Source organism: Affinibrenneria salicis, from assembly GCF_008710095.1.
The window spans coordinates 174,633-187,244 of record NZ_VYKJ01000011.1 but is presented as its reverse complement, the minus strand read 5'-3'; the positions used below and the strand labels follow the sequence as shown (position 1 = coordinate 187,244).

Below are 12,612 nucleotides of genomic sequence, written 5' to 3'. Positions count from 1 at the left end.
CGTTAGTTTCGGTTGCGGCTGACTTTAATCACGTCCGGCATGATGCGGATTTTGCGCATCACATTAGCCAGATGGACGCGATCGCGCATTGTCAGACGAATAAAGGCGCTGTAAACCCGGCCGTCCTTCTCTTCGGTATTAATGCTTTGAATATTGGAGTTGGCCGTGTTTATCGCGGCGGTCAGGTTAGCCAGCGCGCCCTGATGGTTGAGCATATCCACCTTGATTTCGGCGATAAATTCCTGCTCGGTGATACGGTCGTCCCACTCCACCGCCATATATTTTTCCGGCTCTTTCTGGTAGCCGCGAATGTTGCGGCAGGATTCGTGGTGAATCACCAGACCCTTGCCGGGGCTGACATAGGCGATAATGGGATCGCCGGGAATCGGACGGCAGCACTTGGCGAAGGTCAGCAGCACGCCGTCAGCGCCCTTGATCGGCAGTTTACGCACGCCGGACGCGGCGACCTGTTCCTGCTCGCCCTGTAAGTTTCTGGCCACCATCAGGCTCATGGCGTTGCCCAGGCCGATTTCCGCCAGCAGATCGTCCAGCGAGGCCAGCTTCATGCGGTCCAGTTCGCGCTGAATTTTTTCTTTCGGAATATCGGCCAGTTTACGGCTGCCGCCCAGCGCATGGCTGAGCAGGCGACGGCCGAGGCTGACGGAGTCGTCGCGCTTGAGGTTTTTCAGCATCTGGCGGATTTTGGCCCGCGCGCGCGAACTGACGATGAAATTCAGCCAGGCGGCGTTCGGCCGGGCGCCGGGCGCGGTGATGATTTCCACCGTTTGCCCGCTGGACAACGGCTGCGACAGCGGGTACGGCTGGCGATCGACGCGGGCGCCGACGCAGGCGTGGCCGATATCGGTATGGACCGCATAGGCGAAATCCACCGGCGTGGCGCCGGCCGGCAGTTCCACAATGCGCCCTTCCGGGGTGAAAACATAAATCTCGTCGGGGAACAGATCGGATTTTACGTTTTCGATAAATTCAAATGAGCTGCCGGCGCTCTGCTGCAGTTCCAGCAGGCTCTGCATCCAGCGCTGGGCGCGCACCTGCGCGGTGGTGCTGCTGTTTTCGCCGTGTTCTTTATAGGCCCAGTGCGCGGCCACGCCCATTTCGGCCATCTGATCCATATCCTCGGTGCGGATCTGAATCTCGACCGGCACGCCGTGCGGGCCGATAAGAGATGTGTGCAGCGACTGGTAGCCGTTGGCTTTGGGAATGGCGATGTAGTCTTTAACCCGGCCGGGCCGCGGCTTATACAGGCTGTGTACCTGGCCCAGCACGCGGTAACAGGTATCCAGCTCCCGCACGATAACCCGAAAGGCGTAGATATCCATAATGGAGTGAAAGCGCTGTTCCTTCAGGTGCATCTTGCAATAAATCGAGTACAGATGCTTTTCCCGACCGCTGACGCGACAGGCGATGCCGGCTTCATTAAGCCGGCCTTCGATCTCAGACAGGATTTTCTGAATCATTTCCTTGCGGTTGCCGCGCGCGGCTTTAACCACTTCTTTAATGACCCGGTAACGATTCGGATACAGCGCCTCAAAACCCAGCTCTTCCAGCTCGGTCTTCAGATGGTGGATGCCCAGACGATGAGCCAGAGGACTGTATATTTCCAGCGTTTCGCGCGCGATGCGGCGCCGCTTGTCCGGGCGCAGCGCGCCCAGCGTACGCATGTTGTGCGTACGGTCGGCCAGCTTGATCAGGATGACGCGAATGTCCTGCACCATCGCCATGATCATTTTGCGAAAGTTTTCCGCCTGCGCTTCTTTTTTATCGCGGAACTTCAGCTTATCCAGTTTGGATACGCCCTCAACCAGTTCGGCAACGGTCTTGCCAAACAGTTGTTCCATATCCTGATAGGTCGCCGGCGTATCTTCGATAACGTCATGCAGCAACGCCGCCATCAACGTTTCATGGTCGAGACGCATTTCAGCCAGAATACAGGCCACCGCGACCGGGTGCGTGATATAGGGCTCGCCGCTGGAGCGCGTTTGCCCCTCGTGGGCATCACGCGCGACAAGATACGCCTGCCGGAGACGTTTAATCTGATCTTCCGGCAGATAGCGTTTGATCAGCAGATTAAGACTTTCAAACAGGTACAATGGTTATCCGTTCGGTGATTAACGACGACCTTCAGCAATAGCGGTGACCGCCTGCAGTTCCGCGGCTTCCTGCTCCTGCTGTTCCTGACGCTCGCGCACGTCCAGAATCTGGGAAGTGATCAAACCTTCCTCGATTTCGCGCAGCGCGATAACGGTGTACTTGTCGTTTTCTTCCGGAACCAGCGGATCTTTACCGCCGACCTGAATCTGGCGGGCGCGACGGGCAGCGACCAATACCAGATCAAAACGGTTACCAATTTTTTCTACAGCGTCCTGAACAGTTACGCGTGCCATAAGTGTGCTACTCCACAGGGAAAGAAAAGACTGGGCATCATACTGAAAGAGCCCTCAGTCTGCCAATAGTTTGGTGATTAAAGCGTCATGTCGCGCCTTTTGACGGCCGAGACGCAGACGTTCAGCGCGAATGATCGTTTTTAAATCGGATAATGCCAGATCGAAATCATCATTCACAATCAGGTAATCATATTCAGCATAGTGAGCCATTTCGGCGACCGCCTGCGCCATGCGCCCGGCGATAATCTCGTCGCTGTCCTGACCGCGGCCGCGTAGCCGCCGGTCCAGTTCCTCTTTTGACGGCGGCAGAATAAAAATGCTGCGCGCTTGCGGCATTCTGGCCCGGATTTGCTGGGCGCCCTGCCAGTCGATATCCAGGAATACATCCACGCCGGTAGACAGCACCTGTTCAATGGTTTTGCGCGAGGTGCCGTAATAATTGCCGAACACTTCGGCATATTCCAGAAAGGCGTCCTGTTCGATCATACGTTTGAATTCGGCTACATCAATAAAGAAGTAGTGTTCGCCGTGCTTTTCGCCCGGCCGCATGGCGCGCGTGGTATGTGATACCGAAACTTGCGTGTCGTACAGCGGCTGAGTTTTCAGCAACGCATGAATTAAACTGGATTTTCCGGCGCCGCTGGGGGCGGAAACGATATATAACGTGCCTTGAGCCATAGTGAAGTTTTATGATTACGATTGAGATAATATGCGGCAGAAAGCGCGCTTTCGTCCATTATACACGCGGACGGGGCATTCTGTCGCGTTACGTTAGGTTTCGTCGCCCCGCCAGCTGAAGGATGACTCGCCAGCGCTTCCCGTATCGCTTTGCTGCCGACGGTTTTATTCAACTTTTTCCCCGTGTTTCCTTCGGGCCGTCGAACTGTCCGGTTATCCCTTTCCGCGTTGCTGAAAAAGGCTGCGCGCGCTTTCGCACCCCGCTTCTTCGACGCTCGTCTTCCGGTCCGATTTTCGCTTACCCTCGCCTTGAAATAAGGAGAGCGACATGAAAAAGGGACTGCTGATTATCTGGGCGCTGGTTTGCCTGAGCGTGCGGACGGCGCTGGCCCAGCCAGCTTGTCCGGCATGGAGCGCCGGGCGGGCGCAAGCGGAAATTAGGGCGCTGGAGCAGCAAATTACGCGCTGGGATCGCGCCTATCATGCACAGGGCGTGAGTCTGGTGGAGGACGAGGTTTACGACCAACTGAGTCAGCAACTGCATTCCTGGCAGCGCTGTTTTCATCCGGCGCGCGCGCCGTCGCCTGCGGCGCTGGCGATGGGCGGCAGGCTGCGCCATCCGGTGGCGCAGACCGGACTGAAGAAGATTGCAGATCGCAAAACGCTGGCGCGCTGGATGGCGCAACGGCAGGATTTATGGATTCAGCCGAAGATTGACGGCGTGGCGGTGACGCTGGTGTACCGCAATGGTCATCTGCACTCGGCGATCAGCCGCGGCGACGGACGGTTCGGCGAGGACTGGACTGAAAAGGTCCGGCAATTGCCCTCTGTGCCGCAGCGTGTGGCGAGCGACGCCGCTGAGTTGGTTTTGCAGGGCGAGTTGTACCTGATAATGACCGATCATCGCCAGCAGCGGCAGGGCGGCGTAAACGCCCGGGCCAGGGTGGCGGGGGAAATGCGCCGGCAGCAACCCTCTTCTCTGCTGCAACGTATCGGACTGTTTATCTGGGCGTGGCCGGACGGCCCGCTCAATATGCCCGAACGGTTGAACGCGCTGCGCAACATGGGGTTTGGCCGGGAGGGCGACTACACCTTGCCCGTCGCCACTATTGAGCAGGCGGAGCGGCAACGTCTGACGTGGTATCAGCAACCGCTGCCCTTCGTGACCGACGGCGTGGTTATCCGCCAGGGCGAACAGCCGCAGGGGCGCTACTGGCAGCCGGCGGGCGGCGACTGGGCCATCGCCTGGAAATATCCGCTCCGCCAGCAGGTGACGGCGGTACGGGCGATCGACTTCTCCGTCGGCAGGACGGGCAGGATCAACGTAGTGCTCGATCTCCATCCGGTACGCATTGATGATAAACAGGTACGGCGAGTGAACGTGGGGTCGCTGGCGCGCTGGCGGCAGCGGGACGTACAGCCGGGCGATCGGGTGAGCGTGAGTCTGGCCGGGCAGGGCATTCCGCGGCTTGACGAAGTCGTCTGGCGGATGGCGCAGCGCCGGACGGCGACCGAGCCGGATAGCGGCTGGTTTCATGCGCTGAGCTGCTTTCAGCTTACGCCCGGCTGCCACAGCCAGCTGCTGGCCCGGTTGAGCTGGCTCAGCAGCCGGCAGGGACTCGATCTCAGCGGCGTGAGCGAAGGGCTCTGGCGACGATTTATTCAGCAGGGCGCCGTGCATGATGTGGTATCTTGGCTGGCGCTGTCGCGCGAACAAATGGCGGCGCTGCCGGGCGTCGGGGAGCGGCAGGCGGCGTTGCTTTACCTGCGTTTTCAGCAGGCGCGCGAACGGCCGCTGGCCCGCTGGCTGATCGCGCTGGGGCTGCCGATACCGTCAGTCGCGCGTTTCTCCCTCGACGATGCCGGCTGGCGCGCGTTGCAGCGGCGAGACAGCCGGCAGTGGCGGCAGTTTCCCGGCATTGGTCAGAAACGAGCTGAAGAAATTATGGCTTTTTTACACCATCCGGCGGTGGTGAAGCTGATTGCTGGGCTGGCGCAGCACGGCGTGGTTATTCCGTGACGGCGCCAGGCGCGGGTTAAAAAGTGCCATCCGGCGCCGGGGGATGAACTCTGCTGCGGGTGAATTGTCCTAATGCATCAGAAAACAATAAATTCCTTTGGATATTTGAATAAATGAAGTTTGTTAATTCACTTTCGCAGCCAATGTTGTCGCTCTTCCTGTCGATATATATCGGCTTATTTCTCAACCTTTCCGTTTACCACCGCCGTTTTGACCTGATTTTACCTGCCATGGACCTCACCAAGGCGATGTCCGCCGTGGTCGAGATTATGGTGAGCGTGATATTTACTTTCTTTCTCATGCGTATTATTTCGCTGGGCGGAAGCCGTTTTTATCGAATTATCGCATCCCTGCTGGTGCTTATTTCGGTGGCGGCCAGTTATTACATGACCTTTTTCAATGTGGTGATCGGCTACGGTATTATCGCGTCGGTGATGACCACGGATGTCGATTTGTCTAAAGAAGTGGTCGGTCTCAATTTTGTGCTGTGGATGGTTCTGATCAGCGCGCCGCCGCTGTTTTTTATCTGGCGTAATGCATTAAAGGATACGCTGATTGCGCAATTAAAAACGCCGGGGCAACGCCTTCGGCCGCTGTTGATTCTGGTGCTGGCCGTGGCGCTGGTCTGGCTGCCGTTGAAATATGTGGGCGAGAGACAGTCGGACGTAGAGAAAATATCCAATGTTGATTTGCCCAGCTACGGCGGCGTGGTGGCGCACTCGTATCTTCCTTCTAACTGGCTTTCCGCGCTGGGGCTATTTGTTTACACCCAGTACGACGAGCGACAGGACGCGGAGACGCTGTTCGATCCGGGCAAACAGTTCAGTTGGGTTGCTCCGTCCGGCATTGACGATACCTATGTGATCTTTATTATCGGCGAAACTACCCGTTGGGATCATATGGGGATACTCGGCTATGAGCGCGATACCACGCCCAAACTGTCGAAAGAAAAGAATCTGGTGGCCTTTCGCGGCCACTCCTGCGATACCGCCACCAAACTGTCGATGCGCTGTATGTTCGTCAGAGAGGGCGGCGCGGAAAATAATCCGCAGCGCACGTTAAAAGAGCAAAACGTTTTCGCGGTATTGAAACGGCTGGGCTTTAGCTCTGAGCTGTTCGCCATGCAGAGCGAGGTCTGGTTTTACAACAGTATTGATGCGGATAACTACGCCTTCCGCGAGATGATCGCGTCGGAAAAACGCAACGATGGCAAAACGGTTGACGACATGCTGCTGGTGAACGAACTGGATGAGTCGCTGGAACGCTATCCGAAAGGCAAACATCTGGTGGTGCTGCACACTAAAGGATCGCATTATCTTTACTCAATGCGTTATCCGCGCAGCTTTGCTCGTTACCAGCCGGAATGCATGGGCGTGGACTCGGCCTGCTCGCGGGCTCAGCTTATTAACGCTTTTGATAACAGCGTGTTGTATACCGATTCGTTTATTGACAGCGTCATCGATCAGGTCAGGGATAAAAAGGCGCTGGTGTTCTATTCCTCCGATCACGGCGAGTCGATTGACGATAATTACCATTTCCACGGTACGCCGCGCGAGATGGCGCCGCCCGAGCAGTTCCGTTCTCCGGTCATTGTCTGGGCCTCGGATACTTTCCTGGCCGACAGCAATAACCGCAGCGCCTTTGAGCGACTGCAGAGCCGGCAGCGCACGGGGAGAGTATTCCGCCATGAAGAGCTGTTCGATTCAATCCTGGGCTGCCTGGGTTATACCTCGCCCAATGGCGGAATTAACCCGGCGAATAACTGGTGCCAGAAATAAACCTGACGACCGTTGGCCTGCGTTTTTGCCCTGCGGATACGGTTAAAAATCAGCAATATGGCGGTAAAATGCGCGACCGACGATGATTTAAGCGAAAGCGCGGCGTCTTTTTGCAAAAAGGGATTGACGCATTCCCAGGGGCGCAGTAATATGCGCCCCGCATTCGGTGAGTGGCGCAGCCTGGTAGCGCACTTCGTTCGGGACGAAGGGGTCGGAGGTTCGAATCCTCTCTCACCGACCAAATTTTATCGGTAACGCCCGGTTGCCGAAAACATCAACCCGCTCAGGCGGGTTTTTTGTTGTCTGCCGTTTAGCGTCGTCGCGCTATGCCAGCGTTCACCAGCCCGGCGTTTTGCGCGGGCGACCTTTTACTTTACCGCCCCTTCCGTGACCCCTCTGATGAATTTGCGCTGGAACAGCAGAAAAATAGCCACCAGCGGCAGGATCACAATCATCGCGCCGGCCATCAGCACCGGGATGTTGATGGTGTTTTTGTTCTGAAAGAACATCATGCCGATGGGCAACGTCCGCAGTTCTTCCTGGTTCACCAGAATCAGGGGGATCAGGAATTCGTTCCAGGTCCAGATAAACAGCAGCAGCGCCAGCGTGGAGAGCGTAGGCCAGATTGCCGGCACCAGAATACCCCACAAAATTTTCCTTCGGGATGCGCCATCCATTACCGAGGCTTCAATCAACTCTTTCGGCACCTGTTGAAAGGCGGTAGCGATCATCAGAGTGGTGAACGGCAGCGACATGGCGATTTGCGGCAGGATGAGCGCCAGTCTGGTATTGGTCAGCCCCATCCAGCGCAGTTCATGGTAGAGCGGGATGATAAACGCCTCGGCCGGCAGCACCATGCCCAGCGCCATGAGCGCGGCGAATAGTCTCTTGCCCGGGATTTTCAGCAGGGCGAAGCCAAATCCCGACAGAATGCCGAGAAAAATGCTGCAGATAACCACTGGAAAAACCACCAGCACCGAATTGATAAAGTAGACGTTAAAATGTCCCTGCTGCCAGGCCGTCGTATAGTTGGCGAAATTGAGCCGCGAGGGCAGGGAAAATACACCCTGAAACAGCTCCATCTGCGTTTTAAACGATGTCATAAACGCCATCAGAAACGGCAGAATCGTCATCAGCGCGAGCAGCCAAATCAGCGTGCGGGAAAAAAGAGGTGCGCCGCGCATTAATAACGCTCCCGAATAATAAAGTGAATACCCGCATTAATCACAAAAACGATCAGCGTACTGACCAGCGCCACTGACGAGGCGTAGCCGAAATAATGCAGGTCGAAGCCCTGTTTATACATATAGAGATTGGTCACCATGGTAGTTGTGCCCGGCCCGCCCTGAGTCATGACATACACCAGGTCAAAGGCCTTCAGGCTGGCGATAACGGTCATCAGCAGGGCCAGTCGAATCTCCGGCCGCAGCGAAGGCAGGGTGATGCGGATAAACTTCTGCCGGGCCGATGAGCCGTCCAGCTGCGCCGCTTCCAGCAGAGAAGGATCCATGCGCTGTATGCCGGACATGAACAGCACCAGACAAAAACCAAAGAAATACCAGGTGGCGACCAGTCCGACCGCCGGCAGCGCCCAGCCAAAATTACCCAGCCAGGAGAGCGCCAGATGGGGCATCCCGATCGCGCGTAAAAACTGATTGATTGGGCCGAAGGCCGGGTTATATAGCCAGCGCCACACCACGCCGAGCACCGCCATCGGCATAATGTAGGGCAGGAAAAACAGAATGCGCAGCAGGCTTCTTTCGGCGTCGCTGCGCATGTCGTGCAGGAAGCTGCACAACGCCAGCCCGACGGTCAGCGGGAACAGGGTATAGAACAGCATCAGCAGCGCGTTGTTGCCGAGCGAGATCCAGAACACCGGATCGCCGAACATCTTCACGAAATTACCGAAACCGTTAAATATCGGCCAGTTGGTGCCGTCCCACTCGGTAAAACTGACGCCCAGCGAGATCAGCAAAGGCAGCAGCAGGAACAGTGAGTAAATGAACACCGCCGGTAAGATGTAGAGGAAATTACGCCAGCCTGACTGATTAAGCATGGGATCTTCTCGACTGCTGCAAACATTGAACGTCCCGGCGGCACGGGCCTGCCGGGACGGCTGTTAATGTTTCTTCAGGGTTTTCAGATAGCCGGCGTAGTTGCTGTCGAAGTTGGCCGCCATTTTTTCCGGCGTCAGGCGATCGCCCAGCAGCAACTGCACATTTTGGTTCAGCTCGGCGTTCATGGTCGGGGTGGCCCAGTCGATATAGTGGCCCAACCCGTCGTTCTGGTTCAGCGCCACCCAGACCTGCCAGGCTTCGCCCAGCAGCGGGTTATCCGCCGGAATGACGGCTCCGGCCCGGCTGCTGGCCGGCAGAAAACCGGCCTGCAGCCAGCGATCCGCCATCTTGTCCGACACCATGTAGTCGATAAAAATCGCCGCCGCGTCTCGCTGTTGCTGAGTTTTGGCGGTGCTGGTGATGGAAAACGCAAGGTCGGTGCCGCCGACCATCAGCGGGTGCGTGACGCCGGCGCCCTTCGGCATGGTGGCAAAATGGATGTCTTTATTGCCTTTGAACTGTCCCAGATACCAGGTACCGCTGACCAGGAACGCCGCCTGTCCGTTCTGGAACAGGGATGCGGCGTCATCGCCGCCGATGCCCTGGAAGCCGGGGAAGAAGAACCCTTTCTTGTTCCAGTCCTGCATCATGGCGCCGGCTTTGATCAATTTCGCATCGTTAAAACTGCCGCCGACGTTGTAAATCAGATCGTCCAGCGTTTTGCGATCGGCGCTGTCGATTTGCGCTTCCCACAGGGTGCTCAGCAACTGCTGGCCCATGTTGCCGTCCAGCAGGCCGAGCATCATCGGCGCGGTGCCCTGTTGCTGCAGTTTTGCCATGGCGTCCTGCAGTTCGTCCAGGGTCTGCGGCACCGCCACGCCCGCTTTGTCCAGCAGCGCCTTGTTGTAGTAGAGGCCCACCATCTCGCCCAGGCTGGCGACGCCATACAGTTTGCCGCTGCCGAATTCCTGCGCGTCGGACCAGCGGTTGCGTTTCAGAATGGATTCAGGAAAGCGTTTGTTCCAGCCATAACGCTCGGCGTAGGCATCCACCGGATGCAATAGTTTATCCTTCACCAGCGCCCCCATATCGCCGCCGCCCTGATTAACGTGGGAAACCTGCGGGCCGTCGCCGCTCGACAGCGCAAGCTTCAGAGGGATGCGGGTATCATCAAATGAATGCACTGAGCGTTGAATGGTGATATCCGGGTGAAGGGCGGAAAAGTCTTTGAGCGCCGCATCAACGGCGCTGGTCTGATCGGGATAAGTATAGATATCCCATTCGCTGATGGTGATCGCCTGGGCCGCGGCCGTAAACAAACCGGCGGCTATGCCGACCGTTGCCAGACGAGAGAGCCGGCGGACCGCCGCCCGGCCATAATGCGAAATCATAAGCGTGTTACTCATAATGCTCGGTATCTCCAACGCTGGTCGGGCATCCCTTCATCATGGCAACCGCTTGCCCTGCTGGTTGCGGTATGGCGAACGGGGTAAATTTCGCCTGCTTTCTATACTTACTTCATGTGAAAAATAAAATCAAACGGTGTTTGTTTCATTTTTGTTATCTGTGATTACGTGCAGAAATCCGGTTTCATCTGCCTGCTGTCGGCGTCTTTTTCCTGCCGGCCATCGCTTTCCGCTACGCGGTTGGCGATGCTGCGCGACGTGCGCTTTACATCAACAGTCTTACCACTTTCAAGCTACTGAAAAGAAATATGAAAATCCTATGATGACGCAGGACAGCCGTTCTTGTTGTGCTTAACGCGCGGCGGGCCAGGGTGAAAAGCTAAAGATAACATGCTGATAACCGAACGCCGATTGCCGCTTTCGGGGTCTTTGGGCCGCCGGGTTTTATCGATCGTGGAATAAGTCCGATGAGATTTATTATTTCTTGAAAACTAAGTGCGCTTTAATTAACGTGGTGAACGCTCATATCCTGACCACCGAGAGGAATCTATGACTGTATCTGATGGCTGTATTCGTTTGGCCGGCGCAGCCGATATTCCGGCGCTGTATGATATCTGCCTGCGCACCGCCAACGCCGGCGACGACGCCTCGGCGTTGTATTCGGATCCGCACTATCCGGGGCAGCGCTTTTCGGTGCCCTACGCCGTTCTTGAGCCGCGTTTCGCCTTTGTCATGGAACGGGATGGACGGGTGCTCGGGTATGTGGTGGCGACGCCGGATACCGTGACCTTCGAGTCCAGGCTGGAAGCGCAATGGTGGCCCGCGTTAAGGGAAGCGTACGCCGGCCGTCGGGCGGTGACCTCGTTCGACCAGCCATTGCTGGACGCGATATACCAGCCGGCGCTGACGCCGGAACGGCTGACGCTGGACTGGCCTGCGCATTTGCATATCAATTTGTTGCCTGAAGCCCAGGGCAGCGGCTGGGGGAGAAAACTGATTGAAAAACAGCTGGAAACGCTACGTTCTGCGGGCGTGAAGGGGGTTCACCTCGGCGCCAGTCTGCAGAATGAAAAGGTCTGCGCATTTTATCAGCGGCTGGGTTTTCAGCATATCCTGCGCAGCAATGCGATCTATATGGGCCAGACACTCTGACAGAGGTGGCTATGACCAGACTGCACTTAAAAGATGTAAAGAAGTCTTATGAGCACGTTAACGTCATTCCCGGGATCGATCTGGTCATTGAAAGCGGGGAGTTCGTGGTGTTTGTCGGCCCGTCCGGCTGCGGTAAGTCGACGCTGTTGAGAATGATCGCCGGGCTGGAGGAGATTTCCGGCGGGCAGATGTTGATTGACGGTAAGGACATGACCCATCAACCCGCCACCGAACGCGGTATCGCCATGGTATTCCAGTCCTATGCGCTTTATCCCAATATGACGGTGCGCGGCAATTTGGCTTATCCGCTGGAAGTGGCGAAGCGGCCGAAGGACGAGATCGCCCGGGCGATCGCCGCCACCGCCGCCCGGCTCCATCTCAGCGAACTGCTGGACCGGTTGCCCAGAGCGCTGTCGGGCGGTCAGCGCCAGCGGGTGGCCATTGGGCGCGCCATTATCCGCCAGCCGCGCATCTTTTTATTCGATGAGCCTTTGTCCAACCTTGACGCCGAATTACGGCTGCAGATGCGTATCGAAATCGCCCGGCTGCACGCTGCGCTCGGCAATACCATGATTTATGTCACTCACGATCAGCTGGAGGCCATGACCCTGGCCGATCGGATCGTGGTGCTGCGTCAGGGGCGAGTCGAGCAGGTCGGCGCGCCGCTCTCGCTGTACAACGACCCGGATAACGCCTTTGTCGCCGGCTTTATCGGCTCGCCGAAGATCAATTTTCTGGCCGCGCGGGTAACGGCGGCGCAGGCCGGCGAGGTTCGGCTCAGCGTTCCCGCGCTGGGGATGGATTCGCTGTCGCTGCCGTTGACGTCGTCTTGCGCGCCGGGGCAGGAGGTTCGGCTTGGTATCCGGCCTGAGCATTTCCGCCTTCCCGACGCTACGCACGCCGCGCAGCCATGTTTCAGCGGCGACGTGTCGTTTATCGAGAAACTGGGCCACACCAACTACCTCTATCTGAATCTGGCCGGCTGCGGCGATGAACTGCTGGTGATTGAGCAACGCGGCGCCGTTGAGGCGCAAACCGGGGATGCCGTTCGCTATGCGCTGGACCCGGCCAATTGTCTGCTGTTCGATAAAGACGGCGCGCGACTTCGTTAGCGCC

Annotated in this window: 10 protein-coding genes and 1 tRNA gene; 5 read left to right on the top strand and 6 right to left on the bottom strand. The window is 57.3% G+C overall.

Annotated elements, in window-relative coordinates:
* Positions 1-2 precede the first annotated feature (2 nt).
* From spoT to gmk, 3 genes are read right to left on the bottom strand one after another with little or no spacing between them, the layout of a single operon-like run.
* Positions 3-2,111 carry a bifunctional GTP diphosphokinase/guanosine-3',5'-bis pyrophosphate 3'-pyrophosphohydrolase gene (spoT, locus tag FJU30_RS19455; protein ID WP_150436629.1) on the bottom strand — a complete coding sequence of 703 codons (2,109 nt, stop codon included), beginning with the start codon at positions 2,109-2,111 and terminating at the stop codon, positions 3-5.
* A gap of 18 nt (positions 2,112-2,129) precedes the next feature.
* On the bottom strand, positions 2,130-2,405 hold the full coding sequence (gene rpoZ / locus FJU30_RS19450; RefSeq protein WP_150436628.1) for a DNA-directed RNA polymerase subunit omega: 276 nt from the start codon (positions 2,403-2,405) through the stop codon (positions 2,130-2,132).
* Between the two features lie 54 nt (positions 2,406-2,459).
* On the bottom strand, positions 2,460-3,083 hold the full coding sequence (gmk, locus tag FJU30_RS19445; protein ID WP_150436627.1) for a guanylate kinase: 624 nt from the start codon (positions 3,081-3,083) through the stop codon (positions 2,460-2,462).
* Between the two features lie 328 nt (positions 3,084-3,411).
* Between gmk and ligB the strand changes: the two genes are divergently transcribed.
* The 3 genes from ligB (at position 3,412) to FJU30_RS19430 (ending at position 7,122) form a co-directional block, all read left to right on the top strand.
* The gene (gene ligB, locus FJU30_RS19440) at positions 3,412-5,103 is read left to right on the top strand and encodes an NAD-dependent DNA ligase LigB (protein WP_150436626.1); all 1,692 of its coding nucleotides are present in this window, start codon (positions 3,412-3,414) and stop codon (positions 5,101-5,103) included.
* A gap of 113 nt (positions 5,104-5,216) precedes the next feature.
* Positions 5,217-6,881 (top strand): kdo(2)-lipid A phosphoethanolamine 7''-transferase, encoded by a 1,665-nt coding sequence (eptB, locus tag FJU30_RS19435; protein WP_150436625.1) that lies wholly within the window; start codon positions 5,217-5,219, stop codon positions 6,879-6,881.
* A gap of 164 nt (positions 6,882-7,045) precedes the next feature.
* Positions 7,046-7,122 (top strand) — tRNA-Pro (locus tag FJU30_RS19430).
* A gap of 127 nt (positions 7,123-7,249) precedes the next feature.
* On the opposite strand, the gene FJU30_RS19425 is transcribed toward FJU30_RS19430, so the two are convergent.
* The 3 genes from FJU30_RS19425 to FJU30_RS19415 form a co-directional block, all read right to left on the bottom strand.
* Entirely contained in the window at positions 7,250-8,065 is an 816-nt protein-coding gene (locus FJU30_RS19425) for a carbohydrate ABC transporter permease (RefSeq protein ID WP_150436624.1), read from the bottom strand.
* Positions 8,065-8,937 (bottom strand): carbohydrate ABC transporter permease, encoded by an 873-nt coding sequence (locus tag FJU30_RS19420; protein WP_150436623.1) that lies wholly within the window; start codon positions 8,935-8,937, stop codon positions 8,065-8,067. The genes FJU30_RS19425 and FJU30_RS19420 overlap by 1 nt, the downstream gene beginning before the upstream one ends.
* Positions 8,938-9,000: 63 nt before the next feature.
* Positions 9,001-10,344, bottom strand: a complete 1,344-nt coding sequence (locus FJU30_RS19415; RefSeq protein ID WP_223881644.1) for an extracellular solute-binding protein — start codon at positions 10,342-10,344, stop codon at positions 9,001-9,003.
* Between the two features lie 549 nt (positions 10,345-10,893).
* Between FJU30_RS19415 and FJU30_RS19410 the strand changes: the two genes are divergently transcribed.
* Positions 10,894-11,496: a GNAT family N-acetyltransferase gene (locus tag FJU30_RS19410; protein ID WP_150436622.1), complete on the top strand. Its 603-nt coding sequence runs from the start codon at positions 10,894-10,896 to the stop codon at positions 11,494-11,496.
* An 11-nt stretch (positions 11,497-11,507) separates the two neighbouring features.
* Positions 11,508-12,608 carry an ABC transporter ATP-binding protein gene (locus tag FJU30_RS19405; RefSeq protein WP_150436621.1) on the top strand — a complete coding sequence of 367 codons (1,101 nt, stop codon included), beginning with the start codon at positions 11,508-11,510 and terminating at the stop codon, positions 12,606-12,608.
* Positions 12,609-12,612: the final 4 nt, after the last annotated feature.

Coding starts and splice junctions, on each gene's coding strand:
- gmk (WP_150436627.1), bottom strand. CDS start 3,083: ATGGCTCAAGGCACGTTATATATCGTTTCCGCCCCCAGCGGCGCCGGA.
- FJU30_RS19405 (WP_150436621.1), top strand. CDS start 11,508: ATGACCAGACTGCACTTAAAAGATGTAAAGAAGTCTTATGAGCACGTT.
- FJU30_RS19425 (WP_150436624.1), bottom strand. CDS start 8,065: ATGCGCGGCGCACCTCTTTTTTCCCGCACGCTGATTTGGCTGCTCGCG.
- rpoZ (WP_150436628.1), bottom strand. CDS start 2,405: ATGGCACGCGTAACTGTTCAGGACGCTGTAGAAAAAATTGGTAACCGT.
- FJU30_RS19420 (WP_150436623.1), bottom strand. CDS start 8,937: ATGCTTAATCAGTCAGGCTGGCGTAATTTCCTCTACATCTTACCGGCG.
- eptB (WP_150436625.1), top strand. CDS start 5,217: ATGAAGTTTGTTAATTCACTTTCGCAGCCAATGTTGTCGCTCTTCCTG.
- FJU30_RS19415 (WP_223881644.1), bottom strand. CDS start 10,344: ATGAGTAACACGCTTATGATTTCGCATTATGGCCGGGCGGCGGTCCGC.
- ligB (WP_150436626.1), top strand. CDS start 3,412: ATGAAAAAGGGACTGCTGATTATCTGGGCGCTGGTTTGCCTGAGCGTG.
- FJU30_RS19410 (WP_150436622.1), top strand. CDS start 10,894: ATGACTGTATCTGATGGCTGTATTCGTTTGGCCGGCGCAGCCGATATT.